Raw genomic sequence first — 22988 nt, forward strand, 5'->3', positions numbered from 1 at the left:
GGAAGCCTTTGTGCTTACTGCGATTTACCTCTTTTAACCGCGCGCCCGCTGGACTTTGCCGGCGCTGTCGCGAACAAGTGGCAGGTCAATGCAGACGACCGGCAGCGTTAGTCGGGATACCTCAGACCGAGCGGAGGCCACGATGCCGCTCCCTACGCATGGGGATGAGAAATATCGGAACAGTGAGAAGCTCGCGGAAGCCAAGGACTGGCAACACCTCGGCATCGAGCATCGCAAATTCGAGGCCGGTCGTCAGGAGACGCCCGTTCCAATCTGTAACGAGCTCGTGCTGCTGCTGTCTGGCGGAGGCATCGTCTCGCGCACCGGCAATGGCGAAACGCAAACCAGTCTCGCCCGGCCGGGCATGACCTATCTCGTTCCGGTCGGCACGCAGGAGAGCCGTCTCGAACTGTCGGACCGGATGGAGTGCCTGCATCTCTATCTTCCTCCAGCCCTCATTGATCACAGTGCGCTTGCCGATTTCGATGTCGATCCGGACAAAATCGAGATCGTCTATGCCGACGGCCTCGCGGACCAGGTGATCTTCCAGATCTGCTCGCCGCTGCGCGACTTGTTGTATCGGCCGCGCCAGCCGACCGACGCGCTGTTCGTCGAGGGCATCCAGACCGCGCTCGCGGCCCATCTCATCGGCTGCTACACGATCGATCGCTGGCGGCCGCCCGAGAGATCGCCGTCGCTCGATCCGCGCCGGCTGCAACGCGTGATCGACTTTATCGATGCTTCGCTCGGCACCGACATCCGGCTCGACGAGCTTGCCGCCCAGGCCTGTCTCAGCCCGTTCCATTTCTCGCGCCTGTTTCGCGAGGCGACCGGCCTGTCGCCGCATCGCTACGTCACCGATCGCCGAGTCCAGGCGGCGCGGCATGAGCTGGCGCACAACGACGCACCGCTGGTCCAGATCGCGCTCGACTTCGGCTTCGGATCGCAAGCCAATTTCACGCGTGTCTTTCGCAAGGCCACCGGCTTGACGCCCGGACAATATCGCGAGTTGTGCTGCGGCTCGTTGCAGGCGAAGCCCGGCCGCCGCGATCCGAACCAGCGCAGGGATTGCTCATGATCCCGCAGGATTCGCAAATACCGTCGCACGGCCTTTCGGCAAACTGCACGTATCAGCTTTGCTGAGCTCACGATCGGTCTGATCCGGGGCGCGACGACGATTGCCATGCGCAAGCTGGCCGGCGCCTTCGCGTTCGGCCGTAAACCCTGCGAGAGGAGCATCAATCGATATGATCGAGTTCACGGTCAATGGAACCAAGCGCCAGGTCGACGTTACTCCCGACATGCCTTTGCTTTGGGTGCTCAGGGACGAGCTTGGGATCACCAGTGCCAAATATGGCTGCGGCGTTGCGCAGTGCGGCGCGTGCACGGTTCACATCGACGGCTTGGCGGTCCGCTCCTGTCAGTCGCGGATCGGCGATCTCGCCGGCAAGTCGGTCGTCACGCTCGACGGCGTCGACGGACGCGATCAGCATCCGGTGGTGCAGGCATGGATCGAGCATCAGGTGCCGCAATGCGGCTACTGCCAGACCGGGCAGATCATGCAGGCGATTTCGCTGCTGGACCTGATCCCCAAGCCGACCGACGAACAGATCGACCAGGTCATGTCCGGCAATCTTTGCCGCTGCGGCACCTATCCTCGTATTCGCGCCGCGATTCACGCGGCGGCCGCAAAGAAGATGGCGGAGAAGTAACATGGATATCGCGCAAGGTCTTTCCCGTCGGTCCTTCCTCATCGGGTCCGCGGCGCTGGCCGGCGGTGTTGCATTCGGCGGCTACGGCGCGGCCGTGCAGGCGGCTGAATCGGCCAGCGACAATCCGCTGGCTGCGGGCCTTGCGCCCGATGCGGTGACCTTCAACCCATGGGTCGAGATCAGTGCCGGCAAGATCACGCTGATTGCCCAGCATGCCGATATCGGCCAGGGCACCGGCTCGGTGCAACCGATGATGATCGCCGAGGAGATGGACCTCGATCCCGGTCAGTTCGAGATCCGGTTCGCCGGACCGCACCCCGCCTATTTCAATACGGGCTTCAAGGAAGAGCTCGCACCCTTCCTGGCTGCGGACCAGAGCCCTGCCGCCGAGAAGGCTCGCGCCGCCGCGCTCGAAGGTCTAAGGAAGTCCGGGCTGCAGATGACGGGTGGGTCGAGCACCATCCCTGACACTTATGAGAAGCTGCGGGTGGCCGGCGCCGTCGCGCGCGAGACGTTGAAGCTTGCGGCGGCCAAGCGCACGGGCGTGCCGCTGGCCGATCTCCGCACCCAGTCCGGCCATGTGGTGCTGCCGAACGGATCGCGGATCTCCTATGTCGATCTCGCCGCGGACGCGGCGCGCATTCCGCCGGTGCTCGACGCCCAGCCGCGCGATCCCTCGGCGTGGAGGATTCTCGGCAAGCCGATGATGCGGCTCGACATCCGCTCGAAAGTGCTGGGCGAATTGAAGTTCGGCATCGACATGAAGATGGACGGCATGCTGTACGCCGCCGTCAAACTGAACCCCAACAAGGGGCAGCCGCTGAAATCCTACGATGCCTCCAAGGCACGGACAATGCCGGGCGTGAAGAAGATCCTGCGTTTGAAGAACGGCGTCGCTGCCGTCGCGACAAATAGCTGGTATGCCATGAAGGCGGTCGAGACGATCGACTGCGAATGGGCACCGTCGACCTATCCTGCCGAACAGGCCGATCATTGGAAGACGCTGGAGGCATCTTTCAAACCGGAGTTTCTCGGCAAGGAGTGGCGCAAGATCGGCGATGTCGAGGCCGGTCTCAAGCAAGGCAAGCGGGTCGAGGCCGAGTATCGCGCACCTTATGTCGGTCACCAGCCACTGGAGCCGCTCAACGGCGTCGCCGTCGTAACCGATGCGGGCATGGAGATCTGGGTCGGGCATCAGAGCCCGCAGGCGGTGCAGGCGATCGCGGCTGCCAATGCCGGCCTGAAGCCGGAGCAGGTGACGTTTCACAACCAGTGGACGGGCGGCAGCTTCGGGCATCGTTTGGAGTTCGAGAACGTCCGCGTGCTGGCGGAGATCGCCAGCCAGATGCGCGGCACGCCGATCAAGCTGGTGTTCTCGCGCGAGGAGGATTTCCGTCAGGATATCCCGCGCCAGATCTCGATCGCCCGCCACAAAGGCAGCGTGGCCAAGGGCAGGATCATTTCGGCCGACCTGAAGCTCGCGGGCACGATGCCCTATAACGGACTGCTCGAGCACATGGGCATGCCGACCAAGGATCCCGATCCGCAACTCGCCGCCGGGCTGTGGAACGTCTACTACGATATCCCGCACTTTCGCGCGACCACCTTCGAGGCGCGCAACCTGTCGCCGTGCACGACTTGGCGCTCGGTCGGCGCATCCACGGGCGGCTTCTTCACCGAGAGTTTCATCGACGAGATGATTCATGCGGCGGGGCTCGACCCGATGAAGGCTCGCATCGAGATGTGTGTCGTGCCGCACTATCGCAAGGTGCTCGAGACGGTTGCGGAGATGTCGGACTGGAAGGGACCGCTCGGCCAGGGCAGGGGCCGCGGCGTCGCCTTCGTCGAGTCGTTCGGAACGCCGGTCGCCGAGGTCGTCGACGTGACGGCGACGCCGCGCGGCATCCGGGTCGACAAGGTTTTCGTTGCCGTCGATGTCGGCAAGATAATCGACCCCGTCAACTTCGAGAGCCAGGTGCAGGGCGGCGTCGTCTGGGGGCTCGGTCACGCAATGAACTGCGAACTGACCTACGCCAAGGGCGGGGTGCAGCAGACCAACTACAATCATCACGAAGCGATGCGAATGTACCAGTGTCCGGTGATCACCGTGCGCGGTCTCGAGAACGATCCGAAGGTGAGGGGTCTCGGTGAGCCGCCGGTGCCGCCCGTGGCGCCCGCCCTCGCCAACGCGATCTTCGCGGCCACGGGCAAGCGCATCCGCGAAATGCCCTTCAACAAGTTCATCGAATTCGTGTGAGGCTGGCCATGAAACGCTCTTTGACTGCCATGGTCGTCGCCACGTCAGCTATTGCGGCGCTCACTGGCATTGTTGCCGCCAAGGACGAGACCAACAAAGACGCGCTGCCGCCCGGCAGCGTCAGCCGCGCCGAAGGACTGAAGGCTTGGAGGCGGATCGAAGCGGTCATCACTCATCCGCGCTGCGCCAATTGTCACGTCGATGCCAGGGCGATTCCGATCTGGACGCCGGCGGGTGAAACCAAGCCGCGCGTGCACGGCATGAACATCCATGGTGGCGACAGCCGTATCGGTGCCGAGGCGGTGCCGTGCTCGACCTGTCACATGACCTCGGCCATGCCGAATGATCCGGCGCCTGCGCCGCCGCACGCGGGCATTGACTGGCAACTCGCGCCAGTCGAGTTCATCTGGTTCGGCAAGAAAGGCGCCGAGATCTGCGCGCAACTCAAGGATCCCAAGCGCAACGGGGGCCGCGACGCCGTCGGTCTGCTCGAACATCTGCGCCACGACGCTTCGCAGAACGGCTTCATCCCGCGCGGCTGGGCGCCGGGCGCGGGACGCTCGACGCCGCCGGGCACGTTCGAGGATCACGTCAAGGATGTGGCCCTCTGGGGCGCGGCAGGACAGCCTTGTCCAAAGTGACATAGCCACGCGGCGGGCTCCGGGCGTGAATAGCTGTGCGTCAGAGCCTCCGCAGTGCGGACGCGCCGACGTGAGCGTGTGAACCAATTCCGGGATCGTCGCGATCAGACCTTCCTTGTGAGCGGAGACAGTGATGCTCGAGAGCGCCTACCGAGCGCAATGCGCAGCCGTCGAGGACCATTGCACGGATGAAGCCCAGCAGCGCAGGCGCGGCCTGACGCTGTTTGCGCTCGCGTTCGGAAGCTTCTGCATCGGCACGTCCGAATTCGCGAGCATGGGAATCCTTCAACTGCTCTCGACCGGGCTTGGCGTCGACATTCCGGCTGCGACCTACGCAATCACGGCTTACGCGTTCGGTGTGGTGGTCGGAGCGCCTCTCGTGACGCTGATGGCCGCGCGGCTGAACCGGCGGACGCTGCTGCTCTGCCTCATGGCGTTGTTCGTGCTCGGCAACGTCTTGTCGGCTGTTGCGCCAAATCTTCATCTGCTTGCGCTCGCGCGTTTCCTGAGCGGACTGCCGCAAGGCGCCTATTTTGGCGCGGGGGCCATGGTCGCATCCTACATCGTCGGCCCTGGCCAATCCGGCAAGGCGTTCGCGCAGGTCATGGGCGGGCTGACGATTGCCACCATCGTCGGCTCGCCGCTTGCGACCTTCCTCGGCCAGGCGATCGGCTGGCGGCGCACCTATGCCGTCGTCGCCTGCGTCGGCATCCTTGCTTTCCTCGCGTTGTGGGCGTGGGTGCCGGTCAGCCAGGCGCTGCGAGGCCGTCCGGTGATGCAGGAGCTCGCAGCGCTGCGCAGGCCCGCCGTATGGGGCACAATGCTCGTTGCGGCGCTTGGCGTTGCCAGCATCTTTGCAGTCTACACTTTCATCGGTCCGATCGTCACCGACCAGGCCGCACTCGATCGCGGTTGGATCCCGCTTGCGCTGGCGCTGTTCGGACTCGGGATGACCGCCGGCAACTTCATCGGCGGCCGCCTTGCCGACGCCTACCCCGCGCGCGGACTCGTTGCGGGATTCGGCAGCGCTTTGGCCGTGCTTGCGGTGTTGGGCATCGGCGGTGGTCATGTCCTCGTGCTCATGCCAGCGCTATTCGGCGTCGGCGCCACGATGATGACTGCGATCCCCACCATCCAGGTCAGGCTCACGCGCCTGGCCCCGGAGGCGCCGACCTTGATGGGGGCCGTGAACCTGGCAGCGCTCAACGTCGCCAACGCGATCGGCGCATGGGCCGGCGGTCAGATGATTGCCGCCGGCTATGGGCTGCTGTCGTCCGCATGGGCGGGCTTCGGTTTGACCGCGCTCGGACTCGCGGCGTTCGCGCTCACCTCGGCGAAGGCGCCTCAGCTCGCAAGGGCATGAACGATCAACGTTGTGGCGGCACAGAACACATGGGATGACGGCCATGGCAATCAGCGAAGCGCGCCGCGCGCAGATGTTTCCGACCCTGTCCGAAATGCAGATCAGCGTGGCGCTGCGCTTCGCTAGCGCCGTCGCCCGCCGCTTCGACGCGCACGAGATGATCTACGACGTGGGCGCCAGCAATGTTCCGGCTTGGCTGATCCTGGAAGGATCGGCAGACGCGCGGATGCACGGGGCGGCCGGCACGTCGTCGCTGATCACGACCTATCGCCGCGGGCAGTTCACTGGCGAGACCAATCATCTCTCGGGCCGCGCGACTCTGATGTCGGTGGTCGCCGGTGAAAGCGGGGCGGTGGCAATCCCGTTCGATGCGCCGCATCTTCGCGCCCTCGTCATCGGCTCGGCCGAGGTCGGCGAGACCATCATGCGCGCCTATATTCTTCGCCGCATCATGCTGATCGAGGAGGGCGAGATCGGAGGCGCCGGCTCGATCCTGGTCGGCCGCCGCGATGCGCCGGAGATCGTGCGGCTGTCTGGATTTCTCGCCCGCAACGGCTATCCATATACGGCGATCGATGCAGCCGAGCCCGAAGGGCGTGAGCTGGTGCAGCGGCTCGGCATCGCTGCCGAGGATCTGCCCTTGATGATCTGTCCAAACGGCAGGCTACTGTCCAATCCCAGCGACGCCGATGCCGCCTCCTGTCTCGGCATTCTTCCGGTCATCGATCCGAGCACCGTGTACGACGTCGCCATCGTCGGCGCGGGACCCGCCGGACTGGCCGCCGCCGTCTACGCGGCATCGGAAGGCCTGTCTGCGCTGGTGCTCGACTCTCGCGCGTTTGGCGGCCAAGCCGGCGCATCCGCCCGGATCGAGAATTATCTCGGCTTTCCGACCGGCATCTCTGGACTGGCGCTCGCAGGGCGCGCCTTCAACCAGGCCATCAAGTTTGGCGCCGAGGTCGCCATCCCGCTCACCGTCGACCAGCTTCACTGTCACGGTGAAAATGCTGATGTGCCCTTCAGCCTGGCGCTCAGCAACGGCATCACGGTCCGCGCACGCAGCATCGTGATCGCCTCAGGCGCGCGCTATCGTCGTCTCGATATACCGAAAATCGTGGAGTTGGAAGGCGCCGGCGTGTCCTTCTGGGCCTCACCGATCGAGGCGCGCCTCTGTGCCGGCGGTCATGTCACCCTGGTCGGCGGCGGCAACTCCGCGGGCCAGGCGGTGGCGTTTCTCGCACCGCGCGTGGCACGTCTCGATCTGGTGGTCCGGCGGCCGTTGGAGCAGACGATGTCGCGCTATCTGGTTGACCGGATCGCCGCGCTGTCTAATATCGAGCTTCATGTGGCGACGGAGGTCACTGGCCTGCACGGCAGTCGCGCGACGGGGGTGACGGGAGTCACGCTCCGCGATGCCCGGACAGGCGCCATCCGGGAGCGCGAGTCGCGTCATCTGTTCTTGTTCATCGGCGCCGATCCCAATTCCGCTTGGATCAACGGCTGCGTCGCCATCGACGAGAAGGGCTTCGTTCTCACGGGGGAGCGGGCCGGCGCAGGCGACCGTTTGCCGCTCGAGACCAGCCGCGCCGGCATTTTTGCCGTCGGTGATGTCCGGGCCGGATCGACGAAACGGGTTGCCGCCGCCGTCGGCGAAGGGGCCACCGTGGTTTCGCAAATTCATGCCGTTCTCGCGCGACACGCCGGAACGGCATGAGCACCGCGTCTGCTCTCAGCTAGGCATGCCCTCGTACTGCGGCAGATCGAGCGGCTTGACCCATGCGAGGCGGCGTCTGGTAAACATCTCGAGCTTGGGAGCGATGCCCTTCGGATCATCCAGGCTTCCGAGCGCCACGAAGACAAGCCCGGGAAAGCTTTCGAGATTGCTGGTGAAAACGCGGGCACCGCAGTTCGGACAGAAGTTTCGATCCAGCCCCTTGCCCGACTGGGCGACGTAGTGGAATGCATGGGGCCGCCCGCTGATAAGCGTGAAATCGTCCTCGGCCACGCCGAAGAAGGTCGCGGCTTCGCCTCCTGACGCCTTTTTGCAATCCAGGCAGTGGCAGACTGCTACGAAATCCGGCGCCATGTCGAATTCGAATTTCACGTCGCCGCAAGCGCATCGTGCCGTGTAGGTCTTTGCCATCGTCGTCCCCCTCTCGTTTTGCATGAAACCCATGGCGCGCTGCAGATGCCTGGCCGGCACGTCGCCGTCTCACACGTGCGCCAGCAACGACCGGATCAGGCAGTTGTAGTCGTCCGGACGATCGCCGCCGAACTTGCGGGGGACAAACTTCGCCCATGGGGAGGACTGAAGCAGTCCTTGCGAGCGGTCGCGATTGGCGTACATGAGTTCGGACGAATGCGAGTAGATCTTGATCAGTTTGACCCACGGGTCCTGACAAGAGACCCCTTGAATGGTTCGCCCTCGAACAGCGTGCAGATCTTCGATCGCTGCTTGCCGCCCATGCTCTCGATCCGAGCAGCGAGCCCCTCGATATCGGGATCCACCAGGCAGAAGTGAAACACGCCCGTCTTCTAGTACAGGAAATTGCCGTCCGCACGCTCCGACGCAGGAACGACGAACTCGAACAGCTCGATGCCGACGCCGTTGGCGGTGGCGAGATGATGACATAGCCCTCTTCGAACGCTTGCCGAAGATGCCCTTGAAGACTTCGCCGATATGCGAGCCGCCGTGCTTGATGTGGAGCGGACCGATGATATGGCGGCAGTTGAAAGCGTCGATGTACCACTTCGTCGCGGTATGGATGTCGGAGACGGTCAGGCCGACATGCGTCACTGGAACCGGATCATGCGACATGGGTGTCCTTCGCTGGCATGCGATCTTTATCGGAGGATATCCGCCGCATCAGCGGCGCGCGGTTAAATGAGGTAAAACGAGACCGGACGAAGTTCATCACCACCTGAACCGTTCCGCAGAACCCTTACGTCGTGCGCGACAGGCGGCATCGACGAAAAGCTGCGGAGCGAAGATGGGTTCAACGCATGCGCCGCCAGGCGCCGGGCGCAAGGCTTGTCGCCCGCTTGAAGGTGCGGGTGAAATGGCTCTGGTCGGCGAAACCGCAGTGCGCGGCGATTGCCGCGAGCGGCAGATCGGTGCGGCTCAGCAAATGTTTCGCCCGGTCCAGGCGCCGGCTCTGCAACCAACCATGCGGCGTGGTTCCGACCGATGCCTTGAACGCGCGCGTGAAATGCGAGACCGAGAGGCCGCATTGCGCTGCGACGTCGGCGACCGAGGCCTCCTTGACGAGATTGGCCGCGATGATTTCGCGCGCGCGGCGCTCCTGCCAAGGCGCCAGCCGGCCGGGCCGCACCAGCGGCCGATGCAGGCCGCCATAATGTTCGGCGAGGTGGAGCGTCATCGCGATCGTCAGTTGATCGGCGAACAGCGGGCCGATGGTCGCTGCGTGCGCGATCGCATCGACCAGGGCCGGCGCCAGCGCCTCCAGGCGCGCGTCAGGCGTTCGCCATGGCGCCTTCAAGTCCAGCATCACGCCGCTGCAGGCCCCGACATCCTCGGCCAGCTCAGCGAGGAAATCACGCGGGATCAGCATGTTCAGGCTGTCGAAACTGTCGCGCAGACGCGCCGAATGGCGCGCGTTGAGATCGGCTATGTGCAGGCTGCCCCGCGGTGAGGGTGGTGCGATCCTGGCGCAGCCGTCGACCCAGTAGTCATGCGCCGGTTGCTCGCGCAGCTGGAACACCAAGTAGAACGCGTCCTGTGGCGGAAGCTCGACGCGGAGGTCGGCTGCGGGCTCGGCCATGCCGACGCGCACCAATTCTAGGCGCGCCTTGCGGAGCGTGCCGGTCAGCGTCGCCGACCGATGCGGGCCAAAGGCGTCGAAGGGCGATTGGACGAAGGTGCTGTTGCGGAAGCGCTCGGTGGTCATGCGATGCGAGAACTGAGACTGATTGTTGGCCGGACGGCGTGGCGCCCAACATCGAAGTCGCATCACATGTGGGCTGTGGTGCCGGTCCGCAAGTCCCTCGCAGGGTGCGGACCGGCGTCTTCTTGATCTCACTCCGCGATCGGCGGGCCCGTGACTGCGGAACCGAAGCGGGCTGCGAGCTCGGAGAGGGCGTCAGGTGGCGTCTGTGCCATCACCGACAGCAGCCCTTCTATGCCGCCCGGCGTGAAGATGGCGACGTAGCGCGCCGGCCCGTCGCCGGTGTTGCGCCAGGCATGCTCGACACCGGCCGGAATGACGACAATCGTGCCGGGGCCGCCTTCCACGCGGGCGCCGTTGACGACGAAACTATCCTATGTGGCAGGCTTTGAGCCCTGGGGCTGGGTCATCGGCACCGGGGTCTACATCGACGATATGCAGGCGCAGCTCTGGGAAAGCGTACGTGAAGTCATTTGGACTGCCTTGGGGGTAATAGTCCTCATCGGTAGCATCACGCTGATGATCGCCCGCCGGACGTCGAAAGCGCTGGCGAGTATGGGGGGAGTGGTCGGGATCACGACCAATCCAACGATCTTCGCCAAGGCGATCGGATCCGGTTCCGGCTATGAGGAGCAAATCCGAGACCTGGCGCTGCGGGGGACTGCGGTCGGCGAAACCGTCCGTCTGCTCACCGCTTGGGACGACCGGGCGGCTTGCGACATTCTGCGATCGACAGCGTCTCGCACCGCGGGCCGGGATGGCCGGGTGTCGATCGAAGTCGATCCGCGCATCGCTCAAGATCCGGCGCGCACGGCGGCCGAAGCGCGGGGGCTGTGGTGGCTCGTCGACCGGCCGAATCTCTTCATCAAGATTCCCGCGACGCTGGGCCTGCCCGCCATCGCGTCGACGCTCGCGGCCGGCATCTCGGTCAACGTCACGCTGATCTTTTCGGTCGAACGCTACCGCGCGGTGCTCGAAGCCTTCTTCGACGGGCTGGAGCGGCGGCTGGCCGCGGGCGGATCCCTCGAGGGCCTGGAAAGCGTGGCGTCATTCTTCGTGAGTCGCATCGACGTCGAGGTCGACCGCAGGCTTGACGCGATGACGCATGAAGGGTCGCCGAAGAGTGCGGGTCTGCGCGGCAAGGCGGCAATCGCGAACGCACAATTGGCTTATGAAGTCTATCAGGCTGACGTGGCTTCGCCGCGCTGGCAGGCGCTCGCCGCGAAGGGCGGCCGGATGCAGCGCCTTCTCTGGGCCTCGACCGGTGTCAAGGACAAGGCCTATGACGACACCCGCTATGTCATCGATCTGGCGGCGCCCGACACGGTCAACACGATGCTGTTGCAACCTTGGACGCCGTGGCCGACCATGGCCGCCCACGCGGCGACGCGATCGCCGGCACCTACGACGCCGCGCGTCAGGTCTTTCGCGACCTGCTGCAGGTGGGCATCGATGTCGATGACGTCGTCGACCTGCTCGAAAAGCAAGGACTCGCGGCTTTTGCCAAGAGCTGGGACGAACTGATCGCTTCGGTGACCAGCCAGCTGGAAAAAGCCGGAGCCGAGGTTTCAGCATCCGGATACGTCGCGCCGATCGATCATGATGGGCACACGCATCCGACTGCGCAGGCTTCGGCTAGTCCGGCCTGATGACGAGGGTCAGGCTGGCGCGCCGGGAACGGTCGCGGATGGTTCGATCAGACCTCGCTGCTTCAGTTCGGCCCAAAATTCCGCCGGGATTTTCGCCTGCAGCGAATTGTAGTTCTCCTCGATCTGTTGAGCGCTTCGCGCACCGATGACGAGAGCGACCGCAACGTCGGGCGCTGCGGAGAACTGCAGCGCGGCGGTTCGCAAATCAACTCCATGATGGGCGGCGACCGCGCGCAGCTGATCGCGCTTCTCGATAACTGTTGGCGGAATCCTGAAATTGTCCTTGCCATAGTTGTAGCGCGGACTTCCAGAAATGAACCCGGCATTAAGCGCGGAACCGATTACCAGCGACACGTTCCTGCTGCGCACGGCCGGAAACAAGTCGTTGACTGCGTCGGCATGATCGATCAGCGAATATTGTCGCGCGCACAGACAGACATCAGGGTCGGCGTCCTCCATCACCTTGTGGATCGGCAAGGGCGTATTGACCCCAATTCCCCAAGCCCGAATGATGCCTTCGTCCCGCATCTTCGAAAGCGCCGGAAAAGCGCCTTTGCGGGCGATGTCGTACTGCTCCTCCCGGCCATTGGGAAAGAACGCAAAGTCTGGGGAGATGTCGTGCACAAAGGCCACGTCCAGGCTGTCGACGCCAAGTCGCTGGAGGCTGTCCTCGATCGAGCGGCGCACCCCGTCGGCCGTGTAATCGAACAGGATGTCATTCGGGGAATCCGACAGCGGGTAGATCTCGGCATGCTTGTTGTTCTTGGACGCCTTGAAGAGCTTCCCAACCTTGGAGGAGAGAACATAGTCCTCTCGCTTCTGGTTATGCAGAAAGTGACCGAAGCGGCGCTCCGAGAGGCCAAAGCCATACCACGGCGCCACGTCGAAATAGCGCACGCCGACGGACCAGGCTGCCTGCAGCGTCTCTTCTGCGTCTTTGTCGGTGTGTTTGTTGAATTCATTGCCGAGCGACACCCCACCCAGCCCGAATTTGAACCCTGGCATGAAAATCTGCTTTGCGCGATTGGTCATTCTGGTTCCCGTATGAGCAATCGGTGCAAACGGGTGGGAATGCGACCCGTTCCGAAAGCCGCAGCGGGCAGAGCGGAACAGGTCATTCATCCGGGACTTTCTTCCAATGGAACTGTTGCTGGCGCCGCTGAGGACATCGCATGGATAAGCTGGTCGGCCCGGTCAAGGGCATCGGGGACGGCTTCGTCCGTGTTCGCGGAGCACGGGAGCATAATCTCAAGGATGTCTCGGTCGAGATTCCCCGCAACGCGCTCGTGGTGTTTACCGGCGTATCCGGATCCGGAAAGTCGTCCCTGGCCTTCGGGACGCTGTACGCAGAGGCGCAGCGTCGGTACCTCGAGTCGGTCTCCCCGTACGCGCGGCGGCTTTTTCACCAGATGGCAGTGCCGGAGGTCGATTCGGTAGAGGGTCTGCCACCCGCAGTCGCGCTCCAGCAGCAGCGCGGCGCTCCAACCACGAGGTCGTCCGTCGGCAGCGTGACGACACTGTCCAATCTGCTGCGCATGCTCTATTCGCGCGCGGGCGACTACCCGCGCAAGCAGCCGTTGCTCTACGCCGAATCGTTCTCGCCCAACACGCCCGAGGGCGCCTGTCCGAATTGCCATGGCATCGGTCGGGTCCACGAGGTCAACGAGCGGACGCTTGTGCCCGACGATACCCTCACGATCCGGGAAGGAGCCGTCGCCGCATGGCCGACCGCCTGGCAGGGGCAGAACCTCCGGGACATCCTGGTGAGCCTCGGCTACGACGTGGACCGGCCATGGCGCGAGCTTCCGAAGCGGGATCGTGACTGGATCCTGTTTACCGACGAGCAGCCAACGGTTCCGGTCTACGCCGGATACACACCTGCCGAAACGAAGCGGGCTCTCAAGCGCAAGGAGGAGCCGAGCTACCAAGGCACTTTCACAGGCGCCCGCAAATACGTGCTGCAGACCTTCGCCACGACGCAGAGCGCGATGATGAAGCGACGGGTGTCGCGATTTCTGTCGAGTTCGGACTGTCCGGTCTGCAGGGGCAAGCGTCTGAAGCCGGAGGCGCTGTCGGTCACTTTCGCCGGGATGGACATTGCGGACATCTCGCGCCTGCCGCTCAAACGTTTGTCGAACCTCCTGCAATCGCATGCGCTCGGCGGAGCGCCTGAGTCCGGCGAGCATCCAGAAAAGGTTCTGGTGGTTCTACGGATCGTCGAAGACCTGCTGGCGCGTCTTGAAGTGCTGCTCGATCTGGGTCTCGGCTATCTTACACCGGAACGTAGCACGCCGACACTGTCGCCGGGCGAGTTGCAAAGGCTGCGCCTGGCGACGCAGGTCAGATCGAATCTGTTCGGCGTCGTCTATGTGCTGGACGAACCTTCGGCTGGCCTGCATCCGGCGGATACCGAGGCGCTGCTGCGCGCGCTGGACCGTCTCAAGGCTGCCGGCAACTCGCTCTTTGTCGTCGAGCACGAACTCGACATTGTCAGGCGGGCCGATTGGATCGTCGACGTTGGACCTGGCGCCGGAGAGCACGGCGGCCGGATATTGTACAGCGGACCGTTGCCGGGCCTCGCTCACGTGAAGGCATCGCGAACGCGACCCTATCTTTTCGGTGAAACCGAGACGAGCGCGGGAAAAAGGCGTTCGGCAGTCGGCTGGTTGAGGCTGCGGGGCGTGACCCGGAACAACCTTGATAGCGTCGATGTGGACATTCCGCTCGGCGTGTTCACCTGCGTCACCGGAATATCGGGATCGGGAAAATCCAGTCTCATAAGCCAGTTCCTGGTCGACACGGTCAGCGACAGCCTGGGCCAACGCACGGATGTCGACGACGAGGATGAAGGCCTCGACGCCCCGGTCGAGACCCTGGGCGGGCAGATTTCTGAAGGCCTCGACCACATCAAGCGCCTTGTCGTCGTCGACCAGAAGCCGATCGGCCGCACGCCGCGGTCGAACCTCGCGACCTACACAGGCCTGCTGGACCACATTCGCAAGCTCTTCGCAGCCACAAAGCAGGCGCGCGCCAGGCGATATGATGCGGGACGATTCTCCTTCAATGTCGCGAAGGGACGCTGCGAAACCTGCCAAGGCGAGGGCTTCGTCAGTGTCGAACTACTCTTCCTTCCCAGCGTCTACGCGCCGTGCCCGACCTGCAAGGGCGCCCGCTACAACGCGAAGACGCTGGAGATCAAGATCCGCGACAGGTCGATTGCCGACGTGCTGGGAATGACGGTCGACAGCGCTTTCGAGTTCTTCGTCGGCCACGAACCCTTGCGGCGATCGCTGGCTGTCCTCCGCGAGGTCGGTCTGGGATACATCCGGCTCGGCCAGTCCGCGACTGAACTGTCGGGCGGGGAGGCGCAGCGCGTCAAGCTCGCCACAGAACTGCAGCGGACTCAACGAGGAAGCACGCTCTATGTTCTGGACGAACCGACGACAGGACTGCATCCGTCTGACGTGGCGAAGCTGATGAAGCAACTCTCCGGACTCGTCGAAGCCGGAAACAGCGTCATCGTCGTCGAGCACGACATGTCGGTCGCCGCGGCCAGCGACTGGATCATCGACATCGGCCCGGGAGCAGGTGATGACGGGGGTGAAATCGTTGCAACTGGTCGGCCGGAGCAAGTCGCAGTCGATTCTCGAAGTCGAACGGCGCGGTATCTCGCAGAACATATCGGCGACACGCTCGATAGAGCCTGAGAGTTTATGATGCGACGTCGATGGCCATCGTGCCCTCCGTTGGACGCATGAGGTCGCGCAGGCCTCGCGCTGCGGGCATGTCGCCGGGCACCACCACTCTGTGAGCTCGAAGTGCTTTTACTTGGATTCCACAGGGCCGCGCATTTCAGTTCTCCCACGATCGATCATCCTAGGAGAGAGCAGATTCATCAGCACAATAGGTCTCTGATATGCTTAACCTACTCGGCGACCACTCGGCGGCTACTGATCGCGCACGAACGGCGACTTTTTGGCGGACTATAGAGATCCGGCGTTCCGAGTTAGGCTGCTCTCCGGTATTAAAATAGGGCTACCGCGAAAGTGGGTATCGCCATGTAGCGGACCAGGGACTTGAGCCTCTCCAGTTCATCCACCCAGTAAGACGTGCACATGACGTGCACGGCCCAACAACCGTTGCCGGACTCGTGGTTGGATTTTTCGTTGCAAGCCATTGACGTATATTGATTGACTTTTGGCGTAGTTGGAGAAATTCTCTCGAAAAATCAGCGCTAGCAGCATGACTCTTAAGCAGCGCGCTTACAACATCGACAAGACGCGCTACTACATGGATAACGTCCGGTCTTCGTTCTACCTGACGACGCCGTATTGGGAGCGCTGGCTCGGCATGATCGAACGGCTCTACGCCGAACTCGGGGTGACGCCGGATGCAAAAGAGGTGAGCATTCCCGAGGCGATTTATATTCCTGCGGACAAGCTGTGGGCCGGATTCAAGGCGGTGCGGGTGACCGCTCCTCCGACGTTGCCTGCACCAACGTTCACGCCGGGCATGCTGATCAGAACACGGCGTGATGCGCCCGCCACCCATACCCGGCTGCCCCGTTACAAGCGCGGCTGCATCGGGCGGATCGAGCAATACATGGGTATCTTCCGCTTTGCTGACGCCTTCGCGTCCGACCGTGTCGAATTCTAGCACGTCTACTCGGTCTGCTTCGGCGCGGCTCAAGAAGGGGTTGACTGCGGCCACGATCACCGCGGAGCTGCGCAAGCGGCTGTTGGCGATCGAAAGCGCGTTCATCATTGTGGTGCCGCCACCCGCGGTGCCGGGCATCGGCACCGGGGGCGGCTTTGCAATGCGCATCCAGGATCGCCAAGGCCGTGGGCCAGAAATGCTGGCGGCGGCCACCGACGAACTGGTAACGGCCGCCCGGCGGGTGTCAGGACTTACGGCTGTGTTCTCGCCGTTCACTGCGAACACGCCGCAAGTGTTCGTCGAGATCGACCGACAAAAGGCGCAGATGCTCGGCGTGCCGATCCAGAACGTCACCGATACCATTGAGACCTATTTCGGGCCGGCCTATGTCAACGACTTCAACATTCTCGGCCGCACCTATCGCGTCACTGCCCAAGCCGACTTGCCGTTCCGCAAGGACACGACCGATCTCGCCCGGCTGCAGACCCGCAACAGGGCCGGCGACATGGTCCTGCTTGGCAGTGTATTGAATTTCGCCGACAAGGCCGGACCTGAGCGGGTTTCGCGGTACAGTTTGTATCCGGCGTCGGAAGTGCAGGGCGACACGATGCGTGGCACCAGCTCTGCGACCGCGCTCAACATCATGCGCAAGCTCGCCACTGAGACGCTGCCGAGCGGGTTTTCTTTCGAATGGACTGATTTGTCGTATCAGCAGGCGACAAGCGGCAACCAGGGGCTTCTGATCTTCCCGATCTGCGTGCTTTTCGTATTCCTGGTTCTGGCTGCGCAATATGGTAGTTGGAGTCTGCCGTTCGCAGTGCTGCTGATCGTGCCGATGTGTCTGCTAGCTGCGACCTTGGGGGTGAGAATCATGGGACAGGACATCAACATCCTGACCCAAATCGGCTTTGTCGTGCTGGTGGGCCTCGCCGCCAAGAACGCCATTCTGATCGTCGAATTTGCCCGCGATATCGAGCGTGAGGGCGGCGACCGACTGCAGGCGGTGATCGAGGCCTGCCGTTTGCGGCTGCGGCCTATTCTGATGACGTCGTTCGCCTTCATCCTTGGCGTGCTACCGCTCGTAATTTCGAGCGGCTCGGGCGCTGAAATGCGTCAAGCGGTCGGCGTGGCCGTCTTCTTCGGCATGATCGGTGTGACGCTGTTCGGTCTCATTTTCACGCCTATTTTCTACATGCTGATCCGACGGCTCTTTCCTGGTTCGGTTGTCATCGCGAGCCGTGATCAAGGAGCCAATATCTACCGCAGGGACCGTAACCTGGTGATGAGAATGCCGGATTCGGATCAATTCCCGCGTCGAGCGATCGACCGTCCCCAAAGTCCCAGTGCAGCCGCCGCGTTGCGCGCAGCGGGCCGGTGACGAACTGACCGCGCGGCGGATTCACGATTGGCACGGCTTGACCGCTCGCGGCGACGGGAGCCCTGAGGGACGAAAGCGAGCAGGTGAAACAGATTGTCCAGCTTGGCCTGATCGTCGCTGGTGGATGGCGGCGTCAGGCGCTTCCCCGGGGTGCGAACCCGGTTCCCGCCTCTTGCCGAGCGGTTCCGCCTGATTGTCCCACAGCAGGTGTGCTCTGCGGAGCCGAGGGTAATTAGATGGTGCCGATTGCTCAAATTTCCCGTGTGCCCAGATTGTGCCCCGGAAAAATGGGGGCACACCGTTAGGGAAACGGCCTGCTAACTTGTTGGAATATCTTGCTTAATGGTGGGCGCACAAGGGATCGAACCTTGGACCTCTCCCGTGTGAAGGGAACGCTCTCCCGCTGAGCTATGCGCCCGGATCCCGGTGGCTGCGGGCCGAAGGCCCTGAAGAAGCAGCTGCCGAAGCAGTCCGTCGGAGCCCGCGATTTACGAAGCGCGGGCAGGGGGTGTCAAGGATTTGCGGCGGGGTTGGTGAGGAAAACTGCGGGGGTGCGCCGGCCCGTCCTCGGTCGGGCCGAAACCGGCCCTGTTGCGGGCCGGCCCCATCAAGAATCGAGGACAGATTGGCCGCACCCGGACGCGATCCGGCGCCCTCAAGCCCCGATCTGCCTTGCCCGCGAGGCGTGCGACTGCAGCGCGCGGATGCGGTCGGCCAGGGTGCCGCCCTGGGGCGCGCCGCCGGCGGCTGCCGGGGCGGTGGGAACGCCATTGGCGTTGGCCGGCTTGGCCGCAGGCTCGGCGGCCAGCATGGCCTCGATGGTCGAGTTCGGGCCCTCGATCTGCATCGCGAGCTTGGCGACCTCGGCGGCGATGTCGTTGATGCGCTCGCGCAGCAGCGCGTTCTCCATCCGCTCCTGGGCCCAGGTGCTCTCGGCCTGCTGCTGGATCGCGTTCATCTCGCGCTGCAGCTTGGTGCGCTCGTCGCGGGCGGCCTGCAGCTGCTCTTCGAGCGTGGCCTTCTCGGACTTCAACCGCTCGAATGCCGCCGACTTGCCGCTGCCGAAGCCTGCGAGCTCGTCGCGCAGCTCCTTCAGGGCGCGGTCGGCGGCCGCATTGGCCTCGCGCAGCTGGTTGTTCTCGAAATCGCGCTCGGCGAGCAGCTTGCCCTGCGTCGCCAGCCGGCCTTCGAGGTCGGCGACGCGGGTCGCCAGCATCTCGGCTTCCTTGACCTGGACGATCAGCTGGCGGTCGAGCTCGGTGACGCGCTGGCTGAGATTTTCCACCCGCACGCGGGCGTCGTTGAGCGCCTTGGTCGCGGTGTCCGATTCGTCGCGCTCCAGCGCCAGGCGGGTCTGGGTGGCCGAAAATTCCTTCTCGGCCTCCGTGACGCGGCTGCGCAGCTCCTCGACCTGGGTCTTGACCGACACCAGCTCGACCTGCCGGCTGTCCGCCAGCAACGCCTTGTCGTTGAGCTCGGTGGTCAGGCGGACCTGCTCGGCCTGCTTCTCCTTCAGCGCCTGCTCGGCGGCGCGCAGCGCCTCGGTCTTGGCGGCGAATTCTTCTTCCGTGGCGCGCAGCTGGTCCTTCAGCGCCTTCTCGCGCGCCTCGAGCGCGAAGATCGCGGCGTTCTTCTCGCCGAGCTCGATCTTCATGCGGTTGATCGCGTCGGTCTTCTTGCCGAGGTCGGCGAGCTGGCCGGTGGCCTTGTTCTTGAGCGCATCGACGCTCATCTCCAGCCGCCGCGCCGACATCGCGAACTCCGCGCGCAGCTGATCCTTGTCGGCCTGGATCTCGGCCATCGACAGCGGCGTGGCCGCTTCAAGACGCCGCGTCGTCAGCCGCACCGCACGATTGTGCACCAGCGGCACGATCATCAGCGCACAGAGCATGGCGATCAGAAAACCGATCGCAAAATACATGATCGGCTCGACCATGACGCACAACTCCCGGTCCAAAATGATTAACGGAATCACAATGCACGGCAGGCTGATTCATTGCCAGCCTATTGCCGTGTTAACCTTGATCCGTGACGGGAGAACGTGTCGCGGCGGTATCAGCTGGCGGTCCTAGAACGGGTTCCAGGTCGCGCTCGGCGTGAACTTGAGATAGCCGACATTGGCACCGAGCCGCAGGCCGATGCCGGACCTGATCGGCACCAGCACGATGTTGTTGGCGGTCAGCGCCGTCATGCCGAAGCCACCGACGATGTAGGCCGAGCCGTCGAGGCCGACGAAGCGCTGGTAGATCGCGCTGGTGGCCGGCAGGTTGTAGACCAGCGTCATGGTGCGGGCGCCGTCGCCGCCCCAGTCGAAGCCGAGCGAGGGGCCCTGCCAGTAGACGCGGAGGTCGCCCGCGTTCTTGGTGTAGAGCGTGCCCTCGCCATAGCGCAGGCCGGCGACGAAGGCGCCGGCGCCTTCCTCGCCCAGGATATAGCCATTCGGCAGGCCCCATTGGCTGACGGCGCGCTCGATCACCGAGGCGAGGCCGCGCGAGACGTTGCCGAAGAAGCGGTGGCCGGCATTGACCAGCTCGTCCGGACCGAAGCTGTCCGGGCTTGGCGCGCGCTGTGGCGGCGGCGCAGGCTGCTGCTGGTAGGGCGGCGCCGCCTGCGGGGGCGGCGCGGGCGGGGGGGCCTGCTGCGCGGAGACCGACGCGGTCAGGGCCAACACGGCCGCAAGCGTCGTCGCGGCAAGGCGTGATGCGAAACTCATCGATGGAAATCCCCTGCTATCGGCAGCCCGACCGTCACCTTTAACCTGACGCCAACCACATCGGGCGAGTGTCGGGCGAGGGGCGGTGGCCCCTGCGACTCCCATGTTATCGGCACCAACTATGACCGCACAACGGCAACAACGGAACCAGAGCGGCTCAAGGCCGCTGTTTCGCCGCGCAATTGCCGCCATCACCCTCGCAACGCTGCTGTCGCCGCCCTCCGGGGCGCCCGCCGCCACGACCCAGCGCATCATCGCCAACCGCTATAGCGGGCTGGCGATCGACGGCTTCGACCCGGTGTCCTATTTCGTCGATGGCCAGGCCCTGATGGGTGAGCCGGATTTCGAGGCGGCCCAGGGCGGGGTGGTCTGGCGGTTCCGCAACGAAGGCAACCGCGCCTCCTTCATGGCCCATCCGGAGGTCTATGGCCCGCAGTTCGGCGGCTATGACCCCACGGACGTGGCGCGCGGCGTCACTGTGGCCGGCAATCCGCGCCTGTTCGCGGTGGTCGAGGAGCGGCTGTTCCTGTTCAGCCGCGAGGAGAGCCGCGATGCGTTCCGGGCCGATCCCGCCCGCTATCTGTCCCGGGCGGAGGCGCGCTGGCCGGCGCTGGAGGAGCAGCTGCCGCAGTAGGGCGGTAGGCCGGCTCAAACCTTGACGGCCGCAGGGTCGCCCCAGGCGATGAAGGACGGCACCAGGAAGCCATCGGTCCGCTCGCCATAGCGCAAGGGCGCGCCAGCCTCGCTGGTGACCGTGCCGCCGGCGGCCACCACCACGGCATGGCCCGCCGCCACATCCCATTCCGAGGTCGGGCCGAGCCGCGGATAGATGTCGGCCAGGCCCTCGGCCAGCCGGCCGAACTTCACCGCCGAGCCGAGTTGGAGGCGTTCCCCGCCAGGGCGCGCCGCGATGAAGGCCTCGGTGCGGGCATCGCCATGCGACCGGCTCACGGCGGCGATCCAGGCCGCGCCCGGCTTCGGCATCGGGCGGGTGCGGATCGGCTCCGCCACGCCCAGACCCGTCTCGGTGAATGACAGCCGCTCGGCGCCACGGCCGACCAGGCCGCGCCAGATCAGCCCCAGCGCGGGCGCGCAGACGATGCCGAGCAGGGGGCTGCCATCCGTGACCAGCGCGACATTGACCGTGAACTCGCCGCGGCCGGCCACGAACTCCTTGGTGCCGTCGAGCGGGTCGATCAGGAAGAAGCTGCCCTTGAACGGCGCCGTGCTGGTCCCGACCCGCTCCTCGGACAAGGCCGGGATTTCAGGCGCGAGCTGCGCCAGCCCCTCGGCGATCACCCGGTCGGCGGCAAGATCGGCCTCGGTGACCGGCGAGCCGTCGGACTTGTCGGTGACGGCCATCGCGCGGCGGTTCACCGCCAGGATCGCGTGGGAGGCCTGGACGACGAGCTCGGTCAGCGGCGTCATCAGCGCGGCGGCGGCCGCGATACCGACGGTTCCTGCAGTCGGGCCGGTCGTCATCACCAGGCGCTCCCTTCGGCCGTTCCGTACGCAGCTTGCATCGTCCAATCCTCGTTCTGGGGTGGCCACCCCGGCCCATCCGGGGGCGGCCATTCGCTCGTTCATTGAGCAGGATGTGCCGGGAAAACCGCTACGTACTTTCCCGTGTCCTGCCCTAAGCTCGGTGGCGGACCATGCTTTCGCAGTGTATCAAGCATCAAGGCAAGCATGATTCGTCCAAGTTCGCGGATTTCCAGGAACATCGAATGTCCGGCACGTCCTCTTCCGAGATCGCCAATCCGATTCCCGCTCCCGATACACTCGAACTTGCCGCTCTGCTCTGCTCGAAGGTCTGTCACGACCTGATTAGTCCGGTCGGCGCCATCGTCAATGGCCTCGAGGTCCTGGACGACAATCCGAAGCCCGAGGATCGCGACTTCGCGCTGGAACTGATCCGCAAAAGTGCCAAGACCGCCTCGGCCCGGCTGCAGTTCTGCCGCCTGGCGTTCGGCGCCGCCGGCTCGGCCGGCGCGCAGATCGATCTCGGCGACGCGCAGACCATGGCGCGCGGCCAGATCGAGGACGCCAAGACCTCGATCACCTGGAATCTGCCGCGGCTGCTGCTGCCCAAGAACAGGGTCAAGCTGCTGCTCAACATGATGGTGGTGGCGCAGCAGACGATTCCGCGCGGCGGCGTGCTGACCGTCGACCCGGTCGGCGAGGGCGAGGCCATGAGCTTCCGGGTCGCTGCGACCGGGCTCAATGCACGGCTGCCGCAGAACATCGTGAACCTGCTGGGCGGCGCGTTGCAGTCGACCATCGACGCGCATGCGGTGCAGCCTTACTACACCCGGCTGCTCGCCGAGGCCTGCGGCCTCAAGGTGACGCTCGCCGCCGACGGCGCTGCGATGGTCGTGCAGGCCGCCTGATCGCACGCGCGACGGTTGCCGTTGCGGCGATCGTCACGCGGCCGTGCCGCGACCTCTTGTCGTCGCGAGGCGCAAGAAACCATTCACCATGGTTAATCAAGCCTTGCCGATGCGTCCGAAATTGTCCGGATGCATCTTATCTCTTTGTTGAGTCCGTTCATTTGCGCTTACTCAACTAATATTAAACGCTTTGCACCGAAACTGGCCACGGTTTGAAGGGCGCGTCATGTCGCGTTCCGTTGCGTGCGAAGGCCAGTTTCATGGATGACCTGTTGCGTGAGTTCCTGACGGAGACCAGCGAGAGCCTGGATACCGTCGATAATC

19 protein-coding genes, 1 tRNA gene and 2 pseudogenes are annotated in these 22988 nt (G+C 64.4%); 13 read left to right on the top strand and 9 right to left on the bottom strand.

Annotated features, from left to right (window positions below; genetic code table 11):
- The first annotated feature begins 142 nt into the window (after positions 1 to 142).
- The 6 genes from QQL87_RS28185 (at position 143) to QQL87_RS28210 (ending at position 7687) form a co-directional block, all read left to right on the top strand.
- The gene (locus QQL87_RS28185; RefSeq protein ID WP_284422227.1) at positions 143 to 1078 is read left to right on the top strand and encodes a helix-turn-helix domain-containing protein; all 936 of its coding nucleotides are present in this window, start codon (positions 143 to 145) and stop codon (positions 1076 to 1078) included.
- 169 nt (positions 1079 to 1247) lie between these two features.
- On the top strand, positions 1248 to 1712 hold the full coding sequence (locus tag QQL87_RS28190) for a (2Fe-2S)-binding protein (protein WP_284422228.1): 465 nt from the start codon (positions 1248 to 1250) through the stop codon (positions 1710 to 1712).
- Between the two features lies 1 nt (position 1713).
- Positions 1714 to 3969: a xanthine dehydrogenase family protein molybdopterin-binding subunit gene (locus QQL87_RS28195; protein ID WP_284422229.1), complete on the top strand. Its 2256-nt coding sequence runs from the start codon at positions 1714 to 1716 to the stop codon at positions 3967 to 3969.
- 8 nt (positions 3970 to 3977) lie between these two features.
- Positions 3978 to 4610, top strand: coding sequence for a hypothetical protein (locus tag QQL87_RS28200; protein ID WP_284422230.1), 633 nt, complete (start codon positions 3978 to 3980; stop codon positions 4608 to 4610).
- Between the two features lie 133 nt (positions 4611 to 4743).
- On the top strand, positions 4744 to 5973 hold the full coding sequence (locus tag QQL87_RS28205; RefSeq protein WP_284422231.1) for an MFS transporter: 1230 nt from the start codon (positions 4744 to 4746) through the stop codon (positions 5971 to 5973).
- Between the two features lie 43 nt (positions 5974 to 6016).
- On the top strand, positions 6017 to 7687 hold the full coding sequence (locus QQL87_RS28210) for an FAD-dependent oxidoreductase (protein ID WP_284422232.1): 1671 nt from the start codon (positions 6017 to 6019) through the stop codon (positions 7685 to 7687).
- Between the two features lie 15 nt (positions 7688 to 7702).
- On the opposite strand, the gene QQL87_RS28215 is transcribed toward QQL87_RS28210, so the two are convergent.
- From QQL87_RS28215 to QQL87_RS28230, 4 genes are all read right to left on the bottom strand, one after another.
- A complete protein-coding gene (locus tag QQL87_RS28215; RefSeq protein ID WP_284422233.1) occupies positions 7703 to 8116 on the bottom strand; it encodes a GFA family protein in 414 nt (137 codons plus the stop codon).
- A gap of 69 nt (positions 8117 to 8185) precedes the next feature.
- On the bottom strand, positions 8186 to 8791 hold the full coding sequence (locus QQL87_RS28220) for a VOC family protein (RefSeq protein ID WP_284422234.1): 606 nt from the start codon (positions 8789 to 8791) through the stop codon (positions 8186 to 8188).
- Positions 8792 to 8969: 178 nt separating this feature from the next.
- Complete coding sequence (locus QQL87_RS28225; protein WP_284422235.1) at positions 8970 to 9881, bottom strand: AraC family transcriptional regulator; 912 nt, start codon at positions 9879 to 9881, stop codon at positions 8970 to 8972.
- A gap of 128 nt (positions 9882 to 10009) precedes the next feature.
- The gene (locus tag QQL87_RS28230; RefSeq protein WP_284422236.1) at positions 10010 to 10225 is read right to left on the bottom strand and encodes a cupin domain-containing protein; all 216 of its coding nucleotides are present in this window, start codon (positions 10223 to 10225) and stop codon (positions 10010 to 10012) included.
- Between QQL87_RS28230 and tal the strand changes: the two are divergent.
- Positions 10194 to 11213 (top strand): annotated as a pseudogene (tal, locus tag QQL87_RS28235) (transaldolase); the annotation flags it as partial. The gene QQL87_RS28230 and the pseudogene tal sit on opposite strands and share 32 nt — an antisense overlap.
- A gap of 23 nt (positions 11214 to 11236) precedes the next feature.
- A complete protein-coding gene (locus QQL87_RS37285; RefSeq protein ID WP_349817299.1) occupies positions 11237 to 11527 on the top strand; it encodes a hypothetical protein in 291 nt (96 codons plus the stop codon).
- A 9-nt stretch (positions 11528 to 11536) separates the two neighbouring features.
- On the opposite strand, the gene QQL87_RS28240 is transcribed toward QQL87_RS37285, so the two are convergent.
- On the bottom strand, positions 11537 to 12559 hold the full coding sequence (locus QQL87_RS28240; RefSeq protein WP_284422238.1) for an aldo/keto reductase: 1023 nt from the start codon (positions 12557 to 12559) through the stop codon (positions 11537 to 11539).
- A gap of 140 nt (positions 12560 to 12699) precedes the next feature.
- On the opposite strand from QQL87_RS28240, the gene uvrA reads away from it, so the two are divergent.
- From uvrA to QQL87_RS28255, 3 genes and pseudogenes are all read left to right on the top strand, one after another.
- Positions 12700 to 15234, top strand: coding sequence for an excinuclease ABC subunit UvrA (uvrA, locus tag QQL87_RS28245; protein ID WP_284422239.1), 2535 nt, complete (start codon positions 12700 to 12702; stop codon positions 15232 to 15234).
- Between the two features lie 535 nt (positions 15235 to 15769).
- Entirely contained in the window at positions 15770 to 16183 is a 414-nt protein-coding gene (locus QQL87_RS28250) for an SH3-like domain-containing protein (RefSeq protein WP_284422240.1), read from the top strand.
- A 25-nt stretch (positions 16184 to 16208) separates the two neighbouring features.
- Positions 16209 to 17561, top strand: a pseudogene (locus QQL87_RS28255) (efflux RND transporter permease subunit); the annotation flags it as partial.
- Positions 17562 to 17904: 343 nt separating this feature from the next.
- On the opposite strand, the gene QQL87_RS28260 reads toward QQL87_RS28255, so the two are convergent.
- The 3 genes from QQL87_RS28260 to QQL87_RS28270 all read right to left on the bottom strand — a co-directional run bounded on the left by QQL87_RS28260 (position 17905) and on the right by QQL87_RS28270 (position 20274).
- Positions 17905 to 17979 (bottom strand) — tRNA-Val (locus QQL87_RS28260).
- 237 nt (positions 17980 to 18216) lie between these two features.
- Complete coding sequence (locus QQL87_RS28265; protein WP_284422241.1) at positions 18217 to 19497, bottom strand: coiled-coil domain-containing protein; 1281 nt, start codon at positions 19495 to 19497, stop codon at positions 18217 to 18219.
- Positions 19498 to 19629: 132 nt separating this feature from the next.
- The gene (locus QQL87_RS28270) at positions 19630 to 20274 is read right to left on the bottom strand and encodes a DUF1134 domain-containing protein (protein WP_284422242.1); all 645 of its coding nucleotides are present in this window, start codon (positions 20272 to 20274) and stop codon (positions 19630 to 19632) included.
- Positions 20275 to 20395: 121 nt separating this feature from the next.
- On the opposite strand from QQL87_RS28270, the gene QQL87_RS28275 reads away from it, so the two are divergent.
- Positions 20396 to 20908, top strand: coding sequence for a YHS domain-containing (seleno)protein (locus QQL87_RS28275; RefSeq protein ID WP_284422243.1), 513 nt, complete (start codon positions 20396 to 20398; stop codon positions 20906 to 20908).
- 14 nt (positions 20909 to 20922) lie between these two features.
- Here QQL87_RS28275 and cysQ read toward each other — a convergent pair whose 3' ends face one another.
- Positions 20923 to 21756, bottom strand: coding sequence for a 3'(2'),5'-bisphosphate nucleotidase CysQ (gene cysQ / locus QQL87_RS28280; protein ID WP_284422244.1), 834 nt, complete (start codon positions 21754 to 21756; stop codon positions 20923 to 20925).
- A 245-nt stretch (positions 21757 to 22001) separates the two neighbouring features.
- Here cysQ and chpT point away from each other — a divergent pair, with 245 nt between their 5' ends.
- Positions 22002 to 22664: a histidine phosphotransferase ChpT gene (gene chpT, locus QQL87_RS28285; protein WP_284422245.1), complete on the top strand. Its 663-nt coding sequence runs from the start codon at positions 22002 to 22004 to the stop codon at positions 22662 to 22664.
- Positions 22665 to 22988: the final 324 nt, after the last annotated feature.

Origin of the sequence: Bradyrhizobium sp. SSBR45G, from assembly GCF_030159255.1 — a bacterium.
Classification (GTDB): domain Bacteria; phylum Pseudomonadota; class Alphaproteobacteria; order Rhizobiales; family Xanthobacteraceae; genus Bradyrhizobium.